At 60.5% G+C, this 19,277-nt stretch carries 18 protein-coding genes and 1 pseudogene; 11 read left to right on the top strand and 8 right to left on the bottom strand.

The annotated features are described in order from the left end of the window. Nucleotides 1-425 precede the first annotated feature (425 nt). From PY650_RS04420 to PY650_RS04430, 3 genes are all read left to right on the top strand, one after another. Nucleotides 426-4,169 carry a peptidoglycan-binding protein gene (locus PY650_RS04420; protein WP_285877843.1) on the top strand — a complete coding sequence of 1,248 codons (3,744 nt, stop codon included), beginning with the start codon at nt 426-428 and terminating at the stop codon, nt 4,167-4,169. 395 nt (nt 4,170-4,564) lie between these two features. Further along, a complete protein-coding gene (locus PY650_RS04425; RefSeq protein WP_285877844.1) occupies nt 4,565-5,491 on the top strand; it encodes a sulfite exporter TauE/SafE family protein in 927 nt (308 codons plus the stop codon). After that, the gene (locus PY650_RS04430) at nt 5,488-6,297 is read left to right on the top strand and encodes a TIGR02186 family protein (protein ID WP_285877845.1); all 810 of its coding nucleotides are present in this window, start codon (nt 5,488-5,490) and stop codon (nt 6,295-6,297) included. Before PY650_RS04425 ends, PY650_RS04430 begins: the two co-directional genes overlap by 4 nt. On the opposite strand, the gene PY650_RS04435 is transcribed toward PY650_RS04430, so the two are convergent. Beyond that, complete coding sequence (locus PY650_RS04435) at nt 6,298-6,801, bottom strand: winged helix-turn-helix transcriptional regulator (protein WP_285877846.1); 504 nt, start codon at nt 6,799-6,801, stop codon at nt 6,298-6,300. It abuts the gene before it with no gap. A 114-nt stretch (nt 6,802-6,915) separates the two neighbouring features. Between PY650_RS04435 and PY650_RS04440 the strand changes: the two genes are divergently transcribed. Then, entirely contained in the window at nt 6,916-7,476 is a 561-nt protein-coding gene (locus PY650_RS04440; RefSeq protein WP_285877847.1) for a dihydrofolate reductase family protein, read from the top strand. Here PY650_RS04440 and pdeM read toward each other — a convergent pair. Further along, a complete protein-coding gene (pdeM, locus tag PY650_RS04445) occupies nt 7,473-8,213 on the bottom strand; it encodes a ligase-associated DNA damage response endonuclease PdeM (protein ID WP_285877848.1) in 741 nt (246 codons plus the stop codon). The genes PY650_RS04440 and pdeM overlap by 4 nt on opposite strands. Nucleotides 8,214-8,234: 21 nt before the next feature. Beyond that, the gene (locus tag PY650_RS04450) at nt 8,235-10,745 is read right to left on the bottom strand and encodes a ligase-associated DNA damage response DEXH box helicase (protein WP_285877849.1); all 2,511 of its coding nucleotides are present in this window, start codon (nt 10,743-10,745) and stop codon (nt 8,235-8,237) included. Between the two features lie 96 nt (nt 10,746-10,841). Here PY650_RS04450 and PY650_RS04455 point away from each other — a divergent pair, with 96 nt between their 5' ends. Further along, nucleotides 10,842-11,342: an RrF2 family transcriptional regulator gene (locus PY650_RS04455; RefSeq protein ID WP_285877850.1), complete on the top strand. Its 501-nt coding sequence runs from the start codon at nt 10,842-10,844 to the stop codon at nt 11,340-11,342. A gap of 22 nt (nt 11,343-11,364) precedes the next feature. After that, nucleotides 11,365-11,826 (top strand): carboxymuconolactone decarboxylase family protein, encoded by a 462-nt coding sequence (locus tag PY650_RS04460; RefSeq protein ID WP_285877851.1) that lies wholly within the window; start codon nt 11,365-11,367, stop codon nt 11,824-11,826. 87 nt (nt 11,827-11,913) lie between these two features. On the opposite strand, the gene PY650_RS04465 is transcribed toward PY650_RS04460, so the two are convergent. Further along, nucleotides 11,914-12,951, bottom strand: a complete 1,038-nt coding sequence (locus PY650_RS04465; protein ID WP_285877852.1) for a glutamine synthetase beta-grasp domain-containing protein — start codon at nt 12,949-12,951, stop codon at nt 11,914-11,916. Nucleotides 12,952-13,395: 444 nt separating this feature from the next. Between PY650_RS04465 and PY650_RS04470 the strand changes: the two genes are divergently transcribed. Further along, nucleotides 13,396-13,587 (top strand): DUF2735 domain-containing protein, encoded by a 192-nt coding sequence (locus tag PY650_RS04470; RefSeq protein ID WP_285877853.1) that lies wholly within the window; start codon nt 13,396-13,398, stop codon nt 13,585-13,587. A 12-nt stretch (nt 13,588-13,599) separates the two neighbouring features. Here PY650_RS04470 and PY650_RS37320 read toward each other — a convergent pair. Further along, nucleotides 13,600-13,787 (bottom strand): annotated as a pseudogene (locus tag PY650_RS37320) (YitT family protein); the annotation flags it as partial. 222 nt (nt 13,788-14,009) lie between these two features. Next, complete coding sequence (locus tag PY650_RS04480) at nt 14,010-14,954, bottom strand: class I SAM-dependent methyltransferase (protein WP_285877854.1); 945 nt, start codon at nt 14,952-14,954, stop codon at nt 14,010-14,012. Nucleotides 14,955-15,135: 181 nt separating this feature from the next. Between PY650_RS04480 and PY650_RS04485 the strand changes: the two genes are divergently transcribed. From PY650_RS04485 to PY650_RS04495, 3 genes are read left to right on the top strand one after another with little or no spacing between them, the layout of a single operon-like run. Beyond that, entirely contained in the window at nt 15,136-15,402 is a 267-nt protein-coding gene (locus tag PY650_RS04485; RefSeq protein ID WP_285877855.1) for a DUF6460 domain-containing protein, read from the top strand. 3 nt (nt 15,403-15,405) lie between these two features. Further along, nucleotides 15,406-15,909, top strand: coding sequence for a CAP domain-containing protein (locus tag PY650_RS04490; RefSeq protein WP_285877856.1), 504 nt, complete (start codon nt 15,406-15,408; stop codon nt 15,907-15,909). A 16-nt stretch (nt 15,910-15,925) separates the two neighbouring features. Then, entirely contained in the window at nt 15,926-17,275 is a 1,350-nt protein-coding gene (locus PY650_RS04495; protein ID WP_285877857.1) for an MATE family efflux transporter, read from the top strand. Here the strand turns inward: PY650_RS04495 and PY650_RS04500 are convergent. Both PY650_RS04500 and PY650_RS04505 read right to left on the bottom strand, forming a co-directional pair. Continuing rightward, nucleotides 17,251-18,339 carry a quinone-dependent dihydroorotate dehydrogenase gene (locus PY650_RS04500; RefSeq protein ID WP_285877858.1) on the bottom strand — a complete coding sequence of 363 codons (1,089 nt, stop codon included), beginning with the start codon at nt 18,337-18,339 and terminating at the stop codon, nt 17,251-17,253. The genes PY650_RS04495 and PY650_RS04500 overlap by 25 nt on opposite strands. Continuing rightward, the gene (locus PY650_RS04505) at nt 18,336-18,692 is read right to left on the bottom strand and encodes a DUF952 domain-containing protein (protein ID WP_285877948.1); all 357 of its coding nucleotides are present in this window, start codon (nt 18,690-18,692) and stop codon (nt 18,336-18,338) included. The genes PY650_RS04500 and PY650_RS04505 overlap by 4 nt, the downstream gene beginning before the upstream one ends. A 108-nt stretch (nt 18,693-18,800) precedes the next feature. On the opposite strand from PY650_RS04505, the gene PY650_RS04510 reads away from it, so the two are divergent. Beyond that, the gene (locus PY650_RS04510) at nt 18,801-19,229 is read left to right on the top strand and encodes a hypothetical protein (RefSeq protein ID WP_285877859.1); all 429 of its coding nucleotides are present in this window, start codon (nt 18,801-18,803) and stop codon (nt 19,227-19,229) included. The last annotated feature ends 48 nt before the right edge of the window (nt 19,230-19,277 follow it).

A 19,277-nucleotide genomic window follows, 5' to 3' on the forward strand; every position in this document is an offset into this window, starting at 1 on the left:
AGGTAGAATTTTCCCGACGGCCGGCGGCTAAACATGGCATTGGGCCTTGCAGCCCGTCAGACCTTGGCCAAATACAGCAAATGACAGGCGTTAATATGCGATTCCACCGATGCCGCGGCGTCGGTCACATCAGTAAGAATATAAGCATATTCAATAACAAGACCAAAATAAAAGGTTAAGATTTCCGCAAAACTTAACGGGTTGTTTACCACGTTTCGTGAATTGTGCGGGATGAGCAGCGATGCTTCGCGTTTCTTTCATTTCTTAGCTTTGATGGAGCGCAGTTTCGCGGTTCAGCCTGAGGAAAGCCTAATAAACTATCCCTTTCCGAACGGTGGGATGCGGTCTGTGCGCGAAATTCCGCGAAGCCGCTTACCACAAGCAAGGTGGCTTTGAGTGGCCCATATGTCGAAGCGAGCAAAAAGATGAGCGGATCGCGATCAAATCCTACCGGCACGGGCGACTGGACTTCGCTGGATGCGTTGAGCCGCACCATCGAAGGATTGGAGGCACGCATCGAAGGCCTGATCGGCACCGCTGCTGCCCAGGACACACGCCAGCGCGTGGCAGACGGTTATGCCGCAGCGCCCGAGCGGACACCGTTGCCGGAACGCCTTCCGCTCCGGGAACACACACCGCGCACCGAGCGTGAAGCCTATGCCCCACGGCCTTATGAACGTCCGCTGCGCACTGAACGTGCGGAAACCGATCTGCGCACCGACCCGTTTGCCGAAATCCGCCAGCGCCAGCGTGCGCTCGAGGTGAGCCGCGAGCGTCTGCATACGCGCCGAGAGGAAGCTTCAAGTGCTGAGCAGCCGCCACTCGGCAGGCGCATTGGCGAAAATCCGGCTCCACGGCAACCCCTGCCTTCCGCGCTGCGCCCAGCCGCTGAAAGTTCCGTCGATATTGCTCAGGCGCTCGTCAATCTGAGGCAGGACCTGAAGCGCGATATCGCCGAAAGCGTTTCCCGCGAAGTCAGTGCGTTGCGCGCCGAAATCCGCGACATCCGCAGCAACGCAGAGGACAAGCATTTCGCCGCCGATGTGCGCGAAGACATGGCGCGGCTCGCTGACAGCATCAGCCAGCTCGCCGCTCATCCTGAGCAGCCGGAAACGGCCGGTCTGAAGGCGGAGTTCGAAGAACTGCGCTCGTTGATGGACGGGCTGGCCCGTGAGGATTCGCTGCAACATGTCGAGCGCCAGGTCCAGGCAATCGACGCGAACGGCCTTCAGGACGAGCTTGTGTCGCTCGCCTATCGCCTCGACGATATCAAGCAGCATCTGGGCAGCATGAGCGACAGCCCCGCCGTGCATGCGCTGGAAAACAAGCTGTTGTCGATCGCCAACGCCATGGAAAGCCTCGGCGGCATGATCCTTCCGCAGGACCAGGCCATGCAGCGGCTCGAAGGGCGCATCAGCGGTCTTGCCGACCAGATCGACATGATGAGCCGCGACGCGGCCCGACGCCAACCGGCGGACGATCTTTCCGGGCGCCTTGAAGCGCTGACCATACGCATCGACGAACTCGGTAACGCCAAGGCCGCCGCACGGCTGGAAGAGCGCCTGGATCAGCTCTCCTATCTGATGGAACGCTCGCAGAAGGCCTCGCCTCAGCCGGAACTAGTCAGCCACCTCGCCGATATTTCCCGTAAAATCGATGCGCTGGAACACGGCTCGGTCGACCAGGTGCTGGCCGAACGGCTGGATTATCTGGCGCGCCGCATCGACGAGATGGATTTTCATCCACCGCATCCGATCGCCAACCTCGATGATGGCGCGGTCCGTCGGCTGGAGAGTCGTCTTTCCGATATCGCCACGCGGCTGGAGGCGAGCACAGCCGCACCGCCGACCGACACGCGAGCTTTGCGCCATCTCGAAGAACAGATCGCTCACCTCTCGACTCTTTTGATGAGCGAGCCGCGGGCCGCCGCCGACCACATTCCCGCCGATCTCGACCGTCGCATGAGCGCGATCGAAGATTATATGGCGACCAATGACGAATATATCATCGAGGCGGCCCGGCACGCCGCAGAAGCCGTCGTCGAGGCCTACTCGCGCGAAGGTATGCTTGGTCATGGCGTGCCAGCCGCCGACATGTCGGCCATGACTGCGCTTGCGGAAGACCTTCGCCATCTCGAAGACCTTAGCCGCAGCAGCGACGAGCGAACCCACCGCACGTTCGAGGCGTTGCACGACACACTGCTACAGATCGCCGACCGGCTGGATCATATGGAGCACCGCCAGGCGGCGCCTGCCGTGCCTGCCGCCAAATTCGAAAGCGATGTTTTCGCTCATTCCGATACGTCGACGGTGAAACCGCCTTTGGCCGCACCGCACAAGGCAGGACCAGTCATTCGCACCGTCGCCCCCGCCGACCCCGCGGCATCGCCGGAAGCCGTTGTCGCGCAAGCGGTCGATGCGGTCACCAAGGCGGAGATCAAGGCCGCATCGAAGAAGGATGGAGCGAAAACCAGCCTGCTCGCCAGCCTCGGCAGACGCTTTTTCATGCCCGAAAAGGCAGAACCGATCTTCCTGCCCGACCGGCCTGTCATCGAGCAGGCGCCTTCGATCGATCCGGTCGACATGATGCCTGCCGAGGAGGCGAATGAGCTGCTCGAGCCGGGCTCCGGCGCGCCGGATATCAAGAAGATCCTGGAGCGCGTGCGCGCCAGCCAAAATGCTGCGCGCAACGGCACTGCCAAACAGCCGAACGAAAACGAGCGCGCCGACTATATCGCTGCTGCACGCCGCGCGGCGCAGGCGGCTGCAATGGAAGTGGACCAGACGCAACGCTCAGCTCCTTCGGCTAAGAACGGAGAGAAGAAACGCGGTGCATTCTCGCGCTTCCGCCGCCCAATCCTACTTGCTGTCGGCGCAGCCCTGCTCGCGATCATGGCCTTCCCCCTGGTCAATACGCTGACGCGTGGCCAGAAGGCGCCGTCGCCGGCCGAAATCTCGGTGTTGAGCTCGGTGGCCGACGCGGCTACGACAAACGGTGCCGCCGCCAATGCGGCTCAGACGCAAGCACCGGAGGCTCAGGCGGCAAAAAATGCTCCAGCCAGCCAGGCATCGCCAACAGAAGCCCCGAGCGCCAATATCCAAGAAGCCGCACAGCCCTCTCCCGCGCCCGCCAATCCGGCTATCGCGCCGACGAACGATCATCTGACAACCGCCTTACCCCTCGACGGCAATCAGGCCAGCGAAACACTGACGCCGGCCAGCAGCGCCGCGCCGGTTCAGCAAACCGCAGCCTTCGTACCCGCCAATGCCACGACGACCGCCGCGCCCGCTGCCATCGCGCCGGCCGCCGCGATCACCGTGCCAGACGGTATCCAGCCGCCCACGCTCGTTGCCGCCGCCAAGTCCGGCGACCCCGTCGCGCTGTTCGAGATCGGCGCGCGCTATACGGATGGCCGCGGCGTTACGGCGGACCTCAAGCAGGCGGCGAGCTGGTATCAGCTTTCCGCAGACAAGGGGTTCCCGCCAGCCCAGTACCGGCTCGCCAGCATGTACGAGAAGGGCAATGGCCTCGACCGCGACCTCACGAAGGCCAAACAGTATTACGAGCAGGCCGCCAATCAGGGCAATGCCAGCGCCATGCACAACCTTGCTGTCCTTTACGCTTCCGGCGCTGCCGGTCCGCAGGACTATACGACGGCGGCGAACTGGTTCATCAAGGCGGCCATTCTTGGCGTGTCGGACAGCCAGTTCAACCTCGCTATTCTTTATGCGCGCGGCAACGGCGTGAAACAGGACCTGCAAGAGTCCTACAAATGGTTCGCGATCGCCGCCAAGGGTGGCGACAAGGACGCTGCGCAGAAGCGCGACGAAGTGGCGAACGCCATGAATCAGAATGAGCTCGACAGCGCCCGCGCCAAAGTCGATCTCTGGAAGGCGCAGCCGCTCGACGCCAAGGCGAACGGCACGACCATCCCCGAGGAATGGACGACTGGCAAAGGCGTCAACACGGCCTCGATTGACATGAAGAAAGCGATCCGCAACATCCAGGCGATCCTCAACAACAACGGCTTCGACGCCGGTACCCCTGACGGCAATATGGGCGAGAAGACCGTCGCTGCGCTGAAGAGTTTCCAGAAATCGGTCGGCCTGCCGCAGGACGGCAAGGTGACGGATCGGGTGGTCAAGGAACTTCTTGCCCGCAACAAATAAGCCAACGGCTTCATTCCGATCGGGATGAAGCCGTCCAATCCGCTGTCGCGGCGATGCGCGATCTTGAGCCGTGTCTTGCAGACGAAGGGTCGTTTTCTCTTTGAGGCTTTTCCCCCGCGATTGACGATTGCATGATCAAATCGTCGGCATGTTAGATCGCCTCCACCAACGACAAGCTCCCACCCCTCGCCAGCTTTGCCTTGTGACAAAATTCGTCACACAATCGTGGAAAATGCCGCGTTAGATTGGAATGAAGACTTCGACAGCTGAAGAGCGCCATGCTTTTTCATAAGGCTCTGGCAATCATTTCAGATTAGAATCGTCTGTTTAAAGGGGAAAATTGTTCACAGGTTTCCGGTCGTTTGCGTTCGGAAACCTGCAACTGGGATCAGACCGTGACGATCTATCTGCCGATCGCAGAACTGTCGGTGAATATCTTTATTATTCTCGGCATGGGTGCAGCCGTCGGGTTTCTCTCCGGCATGTTCGGCGTCGGCGGCGGCTTTCTGATTACCCCCCTTCTGATCTTCTACAATATCCCGCCCGTCGTCGCCGTCGCCACCGGCGCGAACCAGGTTGTTGCGTCGTCGATCTCGGGCGCCATCACGCATTTCCGCCGCGGCACACTGGATATGAAGCTCGGATCGGTGTTGCTCATTGGCGGTCTTGCCGGCGCCACCGTCGGCATCTGGATCTTCTCGCTGCTCAGGCGCATCGGTCAGCTCGATCTCTTCATCTCGCTTCTCTACGTCGTCTTTCTCGGCACGATCGGCGGGTTGATGCTATGGGAGAGCCTAAACGCGATGCGCCGCGCTGCCCGCAACGAGCCGGCCATGCCCCGCAAGCCAGGCCACCACAGTTGGGTGCATCGCCTGCCGCTGAAGATGCGCTTCAAGAAATCGAAGATCTATCTGAGCGTCATTCCCGTGATCGTCCTCGGCTTCGCTATCGGCATCCTGACATCGGTGATGGGTGTCGGCGGCGGCTTTATCATGGTGCCGGCGATGATCTATCTGCTGCGCATCCCGACCAATGTCGTGGTTGGTACTTCGCTGTTCCAGATCATTTTCGTCACCGCCTACACAACCATCGTGCAGGCGGCAACCAACTATTCCGTCGATATCGTGCTGGCCTTCCTTCTGATGGTGGCGGGCGTCGTCGGCGCGCAATACGGGGTGCGGGTCGGACAGAAGCTGCGCGGCGAACAGCTTCGCGCCCTGCTCGGCCTCCTCGTGCTTGCCGTCGGCCTGCGCCTAGCGATCGCGCTGGTGGTGACGCCGGCCGACATCTATTCCATCGTGCTCGAAGGAACAGGCCAATGAGACAAGTCGGCCTGTTCGTTGCTGCCTGTCTCCTGCTTGCGCCATTGGGCGCTGAGGCGCAGGTGTTGCTGGATCAGCCGACCACGTCCACAACAGCGCGCGAGACGATGGAGATCGGCACCTCCACCAGTGAAATCGCCATCACCTCCGATTTTACCGGGGCCGACTTGACGATCTTCGGCGCGCTTTCCAATACCGACCAACTGCTCCTGGCGATCGGCCAATACGACGTCGTCGTCGTGCTGGAAGGACCGCGCCAAAATGCCACCGTGCGCAAGAAGGAGCGCATCTTCGGCATCTGGGTCAACACCCGGTCGATGACCTTCGAGCATGTGCCACAGGCCTATTCACTGTCGAGCACACGTGCCGTCGACTATATTACCGCGCCACTCGAGCTAAACGACCGCGGCATCGGCATGGACCATATTCAGCTGACCCCGGTCGGTTTCGTCGGCAGCGGCGCCGATGTCCCGGAATTTCGTCAGGCCTTCCGACGGCTACAGATGGTTCGCGGCCTCTATGAGAGCGATCCAGCCGGCGTGCGCTTCGTCAGCTCCAGCCTCTTCAGGGCAACACTTCGGCTTCCCGCGGACGTACCGAACGGCGTGCATACAGTGCGCGCCTATCTCTTCAAGAGCGGCAAGTTCCTGACGGAAAGGTCCCTGCCGCTGCGTGTCATCAAAACAGGCATTGAGCAGACCATCACCGATGCCGCTCATAACCGGCCGATCACTTACGGCGCGTTTTCGGTGCTCCTGGCGCTGATCACGGGATGGACGGCAAGCTTCGTGTTCCGGAAGAGCTGATCAGGCGCTTCTCTTGTGCTCCACGACATCAAGATAGGCTTGCGTCAGCCGGCCGAGCACCGAGGGCGTACCCGGCGGCAACACCTTGCCCAGATGCTTTGCCCTCAGCTCCTCCATGAAATCCTCCCAGAGTTTAGGCCCCCCATCTTCGAGCAGTTCCGCGCGGATCGACAGTTTTTCCGAAACCGGCAGATGCTTGCGGCCCCAGGCGCCCATATGGGCAAAAAGCGGCACGAGATCGATTGCCATTTCGGTGAGGCTGTAGACAGCTTTCTGCTTATGAGTCGGATCGTCGTCGCGTGTCAAAAGCCCACGCACCACCAGCCGCTTCAGCCGGTCGGCGAGGATGTTGGACGCGATACCTTCCTCCGAGTTCTGCAAGAGCTCGCGAAAATGCTGGCGATTGCCGAACATGATGTCCCGTATGATGATCAGACTCCAGCGGTCACCGAGGATTTCCAGGGTGAGATTGATCGGGCAGCCGGAGCGATTGAGCGCGTCCATGAGGGTCTCCAAAAACTGCTTGCACTTTGCCACCGGTCACGATAATTTTCAACTGCTTGCTTTTAGCAACCAGTTTTGAAAAATAAGATACGGTTATCACGATGGAGGAGACCGATGAGGAGGCTTGTTGTCTGGAATCTCATGACACTCGATGGATATTTCGAGGGAACGAAGCCTTGGGACTTGGACTTCCACATGCTTGCCTGGGGCGAAGAGCTGGAGCGCTACGCGAAGGACCTCGGCCAGGAGGGCGACCTGCTGATCTTCGGCCGCAAGACCTATGAAGGTATGGCCGCCTATTGGCCGACCGCGTCCGAAGCACCCGAAATCGCCGCCTATATGAACGGCATCGCCAAGATCGCCGCATCGCGGACGGTGGACAAGGCGGAGTGGAACAATTGCCGCGTCGTTCGCGACATCGTCGCCGAAGTCGGAAAACTGAAGGAAGACCCGGGCAAGACCATGTTCGTCTTCGGCAGCGCCGAAGTGGCGAATGTGCTGTTGAAAGCGGGATTGGTTGACGAAATCCGCATCTGCCTCGTCCCCGTCATTCTCGGCAACGGCAATCCGCATTTCAAGCCGGCGGCGGAACAAATCCCGATGAAGCTGCTCGAATCCAAACCGCTTAAGACCGGCGCCGTGATCCTGCGCTATGAACCCGCTAAGGCAGCTTAGGCAGACAAATTGCCGAACCGCACCGAGTAAATGCGGTCGCGGCCGAGGACGTGGGCAATGAGACTTTCTCGGTCGAAGAGGCCGGCCATGGCCTTGTGACGCAAGTCCAGCCCGCCGGTCATGGTACCGAAAGCCGGCATCAGCAGGCGGACGCCGTCGGTGGCAAAACACGGGCGGCGAACGGATTTATCGCGACGACGTACGGTGGCAGACGGGTGCAGATGGCCGGCGATCTCGCCGACCTGCTGGCCGCCGCCCGGTTCGTGGCGGAAGGTCAGCCCGCCATAATGCATCTCATCGACGGAGCGACCGGGCAGATCGACCGTGCCATCCGGATCGTGATTGCCGTTGATCCATATCCATTCGCGGCCGCGCGCCATGTTGACGATCAGGCCGCGGAACTCCTCCGGCAGGTGCTCCGAGCCGACGCGATCGTGGAAATTGTCGCCGAGCGAGACGACAAGTTTGGGATCGTAGCGGCATATGACGGCAGCAAGCACGGTCAGCGTCGCCAGCGTGTCGTAGGGCGGCAGCAACATGCCACGGCGCGCAAAGGCTGCGCCCTTTTCCAGATGCAGATCCGAAACGACGAGGATGCCGGCATCTGGCAGATGAAGCGCACCCAGCGGATCACAGACGACGGCGACACCATGAACAGCGGTCTCGACGCCCGAGACGGGGGTCAAGCCGTTCCGGAACGGGCCGTTTATCTCTCGCGCAAGCGCCAGGCGGTTCATCAATTTAGTCTACCTTCGTCGTCATTGCATGGCCTCGCGGATCAGATCGTCAGCCGCTTCCGCCAGCACCACATCATGAGCCTCACCCGGCACCGGCACCTTGCCGATCTCCAGCATCACCGGCACGGCAAGCGGCGAGATGTGGTCCAGCGCCCGGTGAGTAATGTGACCCTTGATTCGCTTTAGCATATCCCCAAGACGGCCAATGTCCAAAAGGCCCGTGGCCGCATCCTGCCGAGTCGCCTGCATCAAAATATGGTCCGGCTCGTGGCTGCGCAGCACGTCATAGATCAGATCAGCCGACACGGTTACTTGCCGGCCGGTCTTTTCCTTGCCAGGGTGGCGGCGCTCGATCAAGCCGGCGATGACGGCGCAATTGCGGAAGGTGCGTTTCAGCAGGAAGGATTCATCGAGCCAGGCTTCAAGATCGTCGCCGAGCATGTCCTCTTCGAAGAGGTCGGAAAGGCTGAGGCGGCCATTGGCGATCATCAGCCCGATATCCTCAAGCCCCCAAATGCCGAGCGAATAATCCGTGGCGACAAAGCCCAAGGGCTTTGCACTTGCCCGCTCCAACCTGCGCGTCAACAACATGCCGAGCGTCTGGTGCGCCAGCCGCCCCTCGAAGGGATAGGCAACCAGGTAGGCGCGGCTGCCGCGCGGAAAGGTCTCTATCAGCAGCTCGTCGCGTTTCGGAAGCAACGACTTGTCAATCTGCAGCTCAAGCCAGTCGCGCACCTGATCCGGTAAACGATGCCGGCGATCGGGATCGGCGATCATCGTGCGCACCTGATCGGCGAGATAGGTGGACAGCGGAAATTTGCCGCCGGCATAGGAGGGGATTTTCGGATCCATAGAGAAGGCCTGTGAGGCCAGGCATTCGTTCTCGCGGATGCCTTCGAATCGCAGCACCTTGCCGGAGAAAAGAAACGTGTCCCCGGGCGAAAGCTGTTCGAGAAAATACTCCTCGACCTTGCCGAGCGGCGCTCCGCCGCGACCGAGCGACCCCAGCGCATTGCGCTTCACCAGCCGGATGTTCAGCATTGCCTCTTCGACGATGGTGCCGAGATTCAGGCGATATTGCTGCGCCACTTGCGCATTGGAGACCCGCCAGCGGCCCTCCGGCGTCTTGCGGATGCGAGCATAACGCTCGTAAGTGCGCAGGGCATAGCCGCCGGTGGCCACGAAATCGACAAGGCGCTCGAACGTCTCCCAGGACAGATCGGCATAGGGCGAGGCACTGCGGACCTCGTCGTAAAGCTCCAGCATGTCGAAGGGTTCTGCACATGCCATGCCGAGGATATGTTGTGCAAGGACGTCGAGCGCACCGGCACCGACCGGCGGCGTATCCTGCGCGCCGACATAATTGGCATCGAGCGCCGCCTGACATTCCATCACTTCGAAACGGTTGGCCGGCACAAGGATCGCCTTTGACGGCTCGTCCATGCGGTGATTGGCGCGACCGATGCGCTGGGCAAGCCGCGAGGCGCCTTTCGGCGCGCCGACATGGATGACGAGATCGACATCGCCCCAATCGATGCCGAGATCGAGCGTCGAGGTGGCAACGACGGCGCGCAGCTTGTTGGCGGCCATGGCGGCTTCGACCCTCCGGCGCTGTCCGACATCGAGCGAGCCATGATGCAGCGCGATCGGCAGATTGTCGTCGTTGGCCGACCACAGCTCCTGAAACAGCATTTCCGCCTGCGAGCGGGTGTTGACGAAGAGAAGCGTCGTCCGATGCTCTTTCAGCTCCCGATAGATATCGGGGATGGCATACTTGGCGGAGTGGCCGGACCAGGGGATGTGTTCGTCGGTCTTGAGGATCGAAATATCGGGCTTGGCGCCGCCGTCAACCATCACCAGGCCGGCATTCCGCTTCGCCCCCTCTTCCTGGGCCACCAGCCATTTCTGCAGGTCCATCGGCTCGGCAACCGTTGCCGACAGGCCGATGGTTCGCAGATTGGGCGCAAGCTTGCGCAGGCGCGCAAGGCCGAGCGAGAGCATATGGCCACGCTTCGACGTCACAAGAGAATGCAGTTCGTCGAGGACGACGTATTTCAAGTCCTTGAAGAAGCGTTCCGCCTCGCGGTTGGCGAGCAGCAGTGCTACTTGTTCTGGCGTCGTCAGCAGGATGTCCGGCGGGTTGAGTTTCTGGCGCTGGCGCTTACCGCTCGGGGTATCGCCGGTGCGGTTCTCGACAGAGACCGGCAGGCCCATTTCCGTGACCGGCTTCATCAGATTGCGCTCGATATCGACGGCCAGTGCCTTTAGCGGCGAGATGTAGAGTGTGTGAATGCCGGTGAAGGCCGAGCCGGGCGGGATCTTGCCCCGGTGTGTCAGATCGGTGAGCGAGGGCAAAAATCCGGCCAAGGTCTTGCCCGCCCCGGTCGGCGCAATCAGTAAGGTGCTCTCGCCAGCCTCGGCGCGGGCCAACAATTCGAGCTGATGGGCACGCGGCTGCCAACCCTTTTCCGCGAACCAGCGGATAAAAGGGGCAGGCAAGGCAATACGGCGCTCTGAATCGATCTGGTCCACCCAATGAAGGTAGCTGGAAATGCAGGAAAAAGAAGAGCACTTGACACATCGTATAATCGCGGACAAAATATATCCACGATATGAAAAGGACAATCGATGAAACTCGGCGAAGGCGTTGAACAGGCCATACACAGCGTCGCGATGCTGGCAGGGCTATCGGAAGGGGGCGTGCTTTCAGCTGCGGCGATTGCCGAGTTTCATGGGGTGTCAGTGAGCTATTTGCTGAAACATCTGCAGGCACTCTCCAGCGCCGGCATTCTCGATACTGTGTCCGGCCCCAGGGGCGGCTACCGGCTGGCGCGACTGCCGAAAGAGATCACGCTGCTTGATATCGTGCTTGGCGTCGAAGGCCCGGCGCCAGCCTTTCGCTGTGCCGAAATCCGCCAGCGCGGGCCGAACCCGCTGCCCGGAAAATCTTTCGCAAAACCGTGCGGAATCAGCGCGGCGATGCTGGCGGCTGAGCGGGTGTACCGCGCCGAGCTCGCCAAGACCACCATTGCCGATGTCCTCGCCGAGCTCGCGGAGAGCGACGACGGCGCCATCGCGGCAAGAGGCTGCGCATTCCTTGCCCTTAATGAACGCAGAGCGAACCGATAAACCCAAAACCAAGGAGAGACCCATGCATCCCCGTTTGAATTTCGCCAAGGCTTCGCCCGAATCCTACAAGGCCGTTAGCGCACTCGAGCAGTTCGTACAGAGCTCGGGTCTGGAACGCCGCTTCATCCACCTCATCAAGCTGCGCGCTTCGCAGGTCAATGGCTGCGCCTACTGCGTCGACATGCATGTAAAGGAAGCCCGGCATGATGGGCTCGGCGAGCAGTGGATCAACCTGATGTGCGTCTGGTGGGAATCGCCGGTTTACGATGCACGCGAACGCGCCTTGCTCGGATGGGTCGATGCCGTCACGAAAATTGCCGAAACAGGTATTCCGGACGCGGCCTTCGACACGCTGAAGCCGCACTTCAGCGAAGAGGAGATGGTCAAGATCACGGTCGCGATTGGCGCCATCAACATCTGGAACCGGCTGGCTGTCGGCTTCCGCTCGCAGCATCCGGTCGATAAGGACGCGAAGGCGGCCTAAACACGATTGGCGGAACAAAAAAGCGCGGGACCGAAATCCCGCACTTTTCATTGTGTCTCTGTCCCGGCATGCGGGGACAATCGACGGTCAAGCAGCAGCCGAAGCCGCCGGGGTCGAAACTTCCGAGATGGTCTTCAGAACCTGGGAAGCGATCTGGTAGGGGTCGCCTTGGGAGTTCGGGCGACGATCTTCGAGGTAGCCGCGGTAGTCGTTCTTGACAAAGGAGTGCGGAACGCGGATCGACGCGCCACGGTCGGCAACGCCGTAGCTGAACTTGTTCCACGGAGCCGTTTCGTGCTTGCCGGTCAGACGCAGGTGGTTGTCCGGGCCGTAGACGGCGATATGGGCTTCGAGATTCTTGTCGAACTGAGCCATAAGCGCTTCGAAATAGGCCTTGCCGCCGACTTCGCGCATGAACTTGGTCGAGAAGTTGCAGTGCATGCCCGAGCCGTTCCAGTCGGTGTCGCCAAGCGGCTTGCAGTGGAACTCGACGTCAATACTGTACTTTTCGCAGAGACGCAGCAGCAGGTAACGGGCCATCCAGATCTGGTCGGCGGCGCGCTTGGAGCCCTTGCCGAAAATCTGGAATTCCCACTGGCCCTTCGCCACTTCGGCATTGATGCCTTCGTGGTTGATGCCGGCGGCCAGGCAGAGGTCGAGATGCTCTTCGACGAGCTGGCGGGCGATATTGCCGACGTTCTTATAGCCGACGCCGGTGTAGTACGGGCCTTGCGGAGCCGGGTAACCGGATTCCGGGAAGCCGAGCGGACGGCCGTCCTTGTAGAAGAAGTATTCCTGCTCGAAGCCGAACCATGCGTCCTCGTCGTCGAGGATCGTCGCGCGGCTGTTGGAAGCGTGCGGGGTGACGCCATCGGGCATCATGACTTCGCACATGACGAGAACGCCGTTGGTGCGAGCCGGATCCGGGTAACGGGCAACGGGCTTCAGCACGCAATCCGAGCTGCGGCCTTCGGCCTGCATCGTCGACGAACCATCGAAGCCCCAGAGCGGGAGCTCTTCAAGCTTCGGAAAATCAGCAAATTCCTTAATCTGCGTCTTGCCGCGCAGGTTCGGTACAGGGGTGTACCCGTCGAGCCAGATATACTCGAGCTTATATTTTGTCATTACGCACCTCATTGAGAGTTAACTACCCGAAGCAGAGAAAATTCGAAGGAGCCCGCCCGGAAATCTTCGCCACCCACGGCTAGCATGTGACATGCATTTGACATGCCAAACTGAGTAAGATGCGCTGCAGTTCGACAAAAAATCTGTAAATCGGAGTCAATTTCGACCGATTTTGACTCGCTCGATGTCCGATTCTTTCAGAATCGTGAGCAACTTGGCCGAAAGGTGGCGCCAACTTGTCGCAGTGCGGCTGGGCCGAAGCAGCGCAGCAACTAGGCACCCGAGAACCACGTTCCCCAGCGGCAAAACCTCGAAATTGCCTATAATTTCAACCTTTTGCATTTTTTTTGAGCATATATCTCAAAAATGGGGAGGGACTCTGCTATATATAAGCTGTCTCTTGAAGCGCGCCCGCTTGAACACCAAAAAGGGGGAGACATTGCAATGGCAACCAGCCCGCATCGCGAAACGGCAAAGATTTTTCAGTTTCCCGTCACAGCTCGCCCAACCCCTGCCGGCCGGCGCGAGAAAGTAAACCTTACTCCCGACATAGGCCCAAGCATCTGCACGGCTGCCTTCGATAGCTGGTATCACGAAGCCGCGATCGCAGAGTCCGACCAGACCCGCAAGCGGTAAAACTGGCGCAGCTTAGAGCGCGATGAAGCGATCCGATCGATGGTTTATCGCGACGAAGAGGTTGAGCGCGGCTGCGCCCCACACAGAACAGATGACCACGAAGGGTGTGGTCACTGCAAAGGCGGCAGTGAGTACGCAATGTCGACCCCGAGCTGAACGAGCCCGGCGCATATCCCGAAACGTTCCTGCAGATAGATACCCCACCTGCTGCGCTGCCGTTCAAGAGGCCGAGCGACGATACCAGACTGCCTGAAAATATACTCTGAACATCCTCGACCAGCGAATGCCTGGTGGCGGAGGTGTTCCAGACGCCCCAAGGCAGCTTTGCCCTTATTTTGTGGGAACTCTGCGGAAAGCGCGGGGCTATTAAGGGAAATATGTAACGAAGACTGACCTATTGGCATGTTGCAAGATTCGGTCGGTCAGACGGATTTCTGCGTAATGAACAAAAAGCCGTGCACCGGTTTTCCGGCATCCATGCGAATGACGCTACGGACCAGATTGCGGACGACGAAGCCGTGAGCGGCCAATGTCGCCCCGACATAGGCCTCCGAATGCGCGAAGCGCAATGAGTCGCGCAAGAGATAACCTTCCCCCTCTTCGGCGTCCTCGACCGAAAAGGCGAACACAGCCGAGGAAGCTGCCAGCTCCGCGACGATCGTCATGACGCTCTCGAGATTCCCGAGATACATCAATACGTCGGCGGCGGCGATCAAATTGGCACGCCCCCGGGCCAATCCGTCGTCGAAAATGCCGGACGAAGGCGGAGGCAGCGACAGATCGGCTTGCCCTAGGTTATCGTAGACCCCTTTGTCCGCTGCCTTGGCGAGCATGCCTTTCGACAGATCGAATCCTTCGAGCCGATCAACCCGCGCGCGGATTTCCGGGCCGAATAGACCGGTGCCACAGCCGAGATCGACTGCAAGGCGGAAATGCGGGGGTATACTGGTCGTACCGGCGATCAGAGCCGCGAGCTTCTGCGGCACGCTGTAGCCGAGTTTTTCGACCAGCGAAGTTTCAAACCGGTCTGCATAGTCGTCAAACAGCCGCTCGACATAGCGGCTCGGCGGCTGATCGGGCATTTCGGCCGCGCCCAGAACCGCGAGCTTCAAGCGGGCGCCGAAGATATCGTCGGTATCGAGGGCAAGGACCTGGTTCAGCGCCTCGATGGCACCCTGCGTGTTCCCCGCCTTTTCACGATATGTCGCGAGAGTGAACCAGCCAGCCGCCCAGCCGGGCGTCAGCTCCAGCGCCTGCTCCATCAATTCGGCGGCGCTGGCCGGCTCGCCGCTTTCAGCAAGCATCTTCGCGTAGTCGGCGCGGCGGTCGGCGATGATGTCGCCGGAGGAAAGCTGGCTCGGCAGCATAATCTCGCTCCTGTTGGCATCCGCCTTTGGACGCGGCCACAAAAAAACTCAAGTCCTATTTCAGGCAGACATCTGTTTCAGGTAAGCACGTGTTTCAGGTAGTACTGGGCAAAAGCGCTTGCGAGTCGCTGGGCGCAGCCTTATCTCAAAATCGCTCGATAGGCATTATGGAGACAGCCGCATGTCGGATCAGGTGAACAGGTTTCTGGGCGACTCGCCCGGCCGCACGCTCGTGAAGCTTATCATCGTGTCGCTGATCGTTGGTTTCGTGATGAAATTCTTCGGCTGGCGTCCGCTGGATTTTCTATATGGCCTGCGCCGCTTCGTTCTTGATCTCTGGCACAGCGGTTTTGCCGCGCTCGGCGAGTTTGGCGACTATCTGCTGCTTGGCGCCACCATCGTTATTCCACTTTTCGTCATCCTCCGTCTCTTCAATTACCGCCGTTAAAATATGATCCCTGACGATTCGCTTTCTACGCGGCGCCATGCGCTGCGCCTCACTGGCCTTGCGCTCGCTGCCCTCGTTGCGAGTTGCGCCACGCCGCCCACCCATGTCTCCAACACGCCCGCTCACGACCAGACCGCTTCCGCCCTGCCGCTCGTCAACTCGCTGCGCGCCAAGAACGGGCTGCCGCCGCTCAAAATCGATCCGGCTGCCAGCACGGCGGCGATCTATCAGGCCAAACGGATGGCCGATGCCGGCAAGATGGAGCATCTGATCGGGATTGGCGATAACTTCGGCACCCGCGTCAAGGCAAGCGGCGTCAAGCTGCCGGCCGCTGAAAATATTGCCGAAGGCCAGCGCGACGTGAATGCAGCGGTGGCGGCCTGGATCAATTCGCCGAAGCATTTGCACAACATGCTCGGCAATTATAACGGTCTCGGCGTCGCCCTCGCCTATGATCCCTCTTCCAGTGACAAGCCCTATTGGTCCATGGTGCTCTCTTCCAATTGAGGGGAGCTGAGGGGACATGGATCACCAGGAGCATAGCGGACGGATTCTGTCTTTCGAGGTGACACACCGACTAGTGCTGTCCATTGCCATTCCGATGACTCTCGGCTTCATGACGACGCCATTGCTCGGCCTCGCCGATACCGCCGTCGTCGGGCGCCTCGGCCAGCCCGATGCGCTGGCTGGGCTGGCCATCGGTGCGGTGCTCTTCGATCTCATTTTCGCGAGCTTCAACTTCCTGCGCTCTTCGACGACCGGCTTGACTGCGCAAGCCTACGGCCGCCGCGATCGCCATGAGCAGCAGGCGGTTTTTTGGCGGGCGCTGTTATCGGCGCTTGGTTGCGGCCTGCTGCTTCTCCTGTTGTCGCCCTTGTTGCTCTGGCTCGGCATCAAGCTCATGGGCCCTGAGGGCGGCATTGCCGATGCGACCCGCACCTATTTCTCGATCCGCATGCTTTCCGGCCCGGCAGCGCTTGCCAACTATGCCATCCTCGGTTTCGTGCTCGGGCGCGGCCAAGGTCGCATCGGGCTTTTGCTGCAGACATTGATCAATGGCGTCAATATCATCCTCGCCGTGCTGCTTGGCCTGGGGTTCGGCTGGGGCGTTGCCGGCGTCGCCTGGGGCACATTGATCGGCGAGGCTGTCGGCGCGCTCACGGGTCTTGCCATCGTGGTGCGCAGCTTTGGTGGTGAAGCGCGGCCCGCCCGGGCCGAGCTTTTGTCACGCGCCAAGCTCACGCAACTCTTTGCGCTCAACCGCGACATCCTTATCCGCACCTTCGTGTTGATCGGCGCTTTCACGCTGATGACTCGCATCGGCAACACGTTCGGCGCGGTGACACTGGCCGCCAACGCGGTGTTGATGAACTTCTTCCTGCTGTCCGGCTATTATCTCGACGGGCTGGCGAATGCCGCCGAGCAGATCACAGGCCGCTCGATCGGCGCCAACTACCGACCGGCCTTCGATCGCGGGCTGAAGCTGACCGGGCTTTGGTCCTTCGGATTGGCGTTTGCGGCTGCGGTCTTCTTCTTCACTATTGGCCCTGAGCTGATCCGCCTACTGACAACCTCGGAAGAGGTGCGCGCCGCGGCCCAAACCTATCTGCCCTGGGCCGCCGTCACTGGGCTCACCGGAGCGCTCGCCTTCCTGATGGACGGCGTCTTCATCGGCGCCACTTGGTCGCGCGACATGCGCAACCGAATGCTGATGTCGTTTGCCGGCTACCTTTTTGCACTTGCGCTATTCGTGCCGACCCTCGGCAATCACGGCCTGTGGCTGGCGATGAACGCCTTCCTGCTGTTTCGCGGCATTTTCCTCGCCATTGGGCTGAAAAAGCGGGCCGATCAGACGTTCCGCCTGGCCCAATGATCGAGCCTGCTGTCGCGCAGCTCGCGGATCGAGCCGACGCGCTCGCGGTCGAGCAGCTCCGACAGGCCGGTAACGATACGGCCCGGCAGGCCGGGACCTTCATAGACCATGCACGAATAGAGCTGCACGAGATCGGCGCCGGCCTTGATCTTCTCCAGCGCTGTCGCCGCCGATGAAACGCCGCCGACGCCAATGATGGGCAGAGCCACGCCGACGCGGCGGCGCATCTTTGCGAGAACCACCGTCGATTTTTCGAAGAGCGGCCTGCCGGAGAGGCCGCCGGTCTCCTTTGCCTGAACCTGGTCCCTCAAGCCGTCGCGCGAAAGGGTGGTGTTGGAGACAATCAGACCATCCAGTGCTTGCGCCAAAACTTCCGCGGCGATGTCGTCCATGCCCTCTTCCGTCAGATCCGGTGCGATCTTCAGGAAGACCGGAATTTTTTTGCCCGCCTTCGCCGCCTCTTCCTCGCGGGCCGTAAGGACTGCCGACAACAGCGCTGCAAGGCTTTCGCGTGCCTGCAGATCGCGCAGGCCCGGCGTGTTCGGCGAGGAGATATTGGCGGTGAAATAGCGCGCGACGGAATAGAAACGGCGGATGCCGGCGACGTAATCGGCGATGCGGTCGGCACTATCCTTGTTGGCTCCGATGTTGACGCCGATGATGCCTTTGGCGCGGATCGGCTGAAGACGCCGGAAAACCGCCTCGTGCCCTTCGTTGTTGAAGCCGAGGCGATTGATGACGCCCTCGTCCTCGACCAGGCGGAAGATGCGCGGACGCGGATTGCCGGATTGCGGCTTCGGGGTCACTGTACCAATCTCGGTAAAGCCGAAGCCGAGCTTCAACAGCGCCTCCGGTACCTCGGCGTTCTTGTCATAACCTGCGGCCATGCCGAGCGGGTTGGCGAATTCCAGCCCGGCCACGGTCTGACGCAGGCGAGGATCGGCGTTGATCCGGCAGGCCGGAACGAGACCGGACTTCAGCGCTGCGATCGACATGCCATGCGCCGTCTCCGGATCGAACATGAAGAGGCCGCGCCTGCCGAGATCGCGAAGGGCGCCAATCATTCGGACATCTCCGGAAATACATGCGCACCGTCCGGACCGAGCGGCAACGGCTTTTCCCAGAGGACAGCCGAAAGCGGCAGGGGCGCGTAGAGATGCGGGAAGAGATCGCCGCCACGGGAGGGCTCGAAAACCAGCTTGTCACCGAGTGCTTCGTCGTCTATCGCCACCAACAGCAGGCCGGTCTGGCTGGCGAAATGCCGAGCCGCTGTTTCCCTGGCTTGCTTTGCCGTCGAGAAATGGATGAATCCGTCTGTCAGGTCGATCGCCGCGCCATTAAAAACCCCGGTTTGTCTGGCTTGCTGCCACAGCGTATCCGGCACAATCTTGTAAACCACTGGCATCGCGGTCATCATTCCTGTGTAACGTTTATCCCTCATAGGGCTTTGCACGAAAATGGCTGCAGATGTCCACGGCCAACGCAGATTATTTGGGATCAAAACGCAGAAAACCGGGAGGATGACATGACGAACGAAATGGTATCAGGCCTTGCGGCGCTCATCCTGCCCGCCGCTCTTCTTCTCGCCACGCCAGGTCACGCCGCCGAGGCGGATATTAAGCGCTTTCAGCTGGAGCGTAGCGGCGATCATTTCATCCGCCTGGACAAAGAGACGGGCGCCATGTCGATCTGTCAGGATCAGAACGGCAATCTGGTCTGCCGCATGGCGACCGACGAGCGCGCGGCTTATGACAACGAGCTCGACCGCCTCTCCGACCGCGTCTCGAAGCTGGAAAAGGCTGTAGCCTCGAACGGCGGATCGAACCTTCCGAGCGATGCCGACATCGACCGGACCCTTGGCATCATGCAGAAATTCATGCGGGGCTTCATGGGCATGGCCAAGGAATTACAGAACGAGGCACCCGACAACAAGGTTCAGCCGCAGAAGACCTAGGCGGCTGGAATCGGGAATGAAAGCAAGGGGATAAAGGACCTTATTCCT

The sequence above is a fragment of the Martinezella calliandrae genome (genome assembly GCF_030272695.1).
GTDB classification, from domain to species: domain Bacteria; phylum Pseudomonadota; class Alphaproteobacteria; order Rhizobiales; family Rhizobiaceae; genus Rhizobium; species Rhizobium calliandrae.

What these genes read in the sequence shown, in the direction of transcription:
- PY650_RS04500 (WP_285877858.1), bottom strand. Translation starts at nt 18,339, where the DNA reads ATGATTGGCGCCCTTCGCGATCTCGGCAGGCGCGGCCTCTTCATGTTC.
- PY650_RS04455 (WP_285877850.1), top strand. Translation starts at nt 10,842, where the DNA reads ATGAAACTCGGCGAAGGCGTTGAACAGGCCATACACAGCGTCGCGATG.
- PY650_RS04440 (WP_285877847.1), top strand. Translation starts at nt 6,916, where the DNA reads ATGAGGAGGCTTGTTGTCTGGAATCTCATGACACTCGATGGATATTTC.
- PY650_RS04505 (WP_285877948.1), bottom strand. Translation starts at nt 18,692, where the DNA reads ATGATGACCGCGATGCCAGTGGTTTACAAGATTGTGCCGGATACGCTG.
- PY650_RS04480 (WP_285877854.1), bottom strand. Translation starts at nt 14,954, where the DNA reads ATGCTGCCGAGCCAGCTTTCCTCCGGCGACATCATCGCCGACCGCCGC.
- PY650_RS04465 (WP_285877852.1), bottom strand. Translation starts at nt 12,951, where the DNA reads ATGACAAAATATAAGCTCGAGTATATCTGGCTCGACGGGTACACCCCT.
- PY650_RS04435 (WP_285877846.1), bottom strand. Translation starts at nt 6,801, where the DNA reads ATGGACGCGCTCAATCGCTCCGGCTGCCCGATCAATCTCACCCTGGAA.
- PY650_RS04460 (WP_285877851.1), top strand. Translation starts at nt 11,365, where the DNA reads ATGCATCCCCGTTTGAATTTCGCCAAGGCTTCGCCCGAATCCTACAAG.
- PY650_RS04470 (WP_285877853.1), top strand. Translation starts at nt 13,396, where the DNA reads ATGGCAACCAGCCCGCATCGCGAAACGGCAAAGATTTTTCAGTTTCCC.
- PY650_RS04485 (WP_285877855.1), top strand. Translation starts at nt 15,136, where the DNA reads ATGTCGGATCAGGTGAACAGGTTTCTGGGCGACTCGCCCGGCCGCACG.
- PY650_RS04495 (WP_285877857.1), top strand. Translation starts at nt 15,926, where the DNA reads ATGGATCACCAGGAGCATAGCGGACGGATTCTGTCTTTCGAGGTGACA.
- PY650_RS04510 (WP_285877859.1), top strand. Translation starts at nt 18,801, where the DNA reads ATGACGAACGAAATGGTATCAGGCCTTGCGGCGCTCATCCTGCCCGCC.
- PY650_RS04420 (WP_285877843.1), top strand. Translation starts at nt 426, where the DNA reads ATGAGCGGATCGCGATCAAATCCTACCGGCACGGGCGACTGGACTTCG.
- pdeM (WP_285877848.1), bottom strand. Translation starts at nt 8,213, where the DNA reads ATGAACCGCCTGGCGCTTGCGCGAGAGATAAACGGCCCGTTCCGGAAC.
- PY650_RS04430 (WP_285877845.1), top strand. Translation starts at nt 5,488, where the DNA reads ATGAGACAAGTCGGCCTGTTCGTTGCTGCCTGTCTCCTGCTTGCGCCA.
- PY650_RS04490 (WP_285877856.1), top strand. Translation starts at nt 15,406, where the DNA reads ATGATCCCTGACGATTCGCTTTCTACGCGGCGCCATGCGCTGCGCCTC.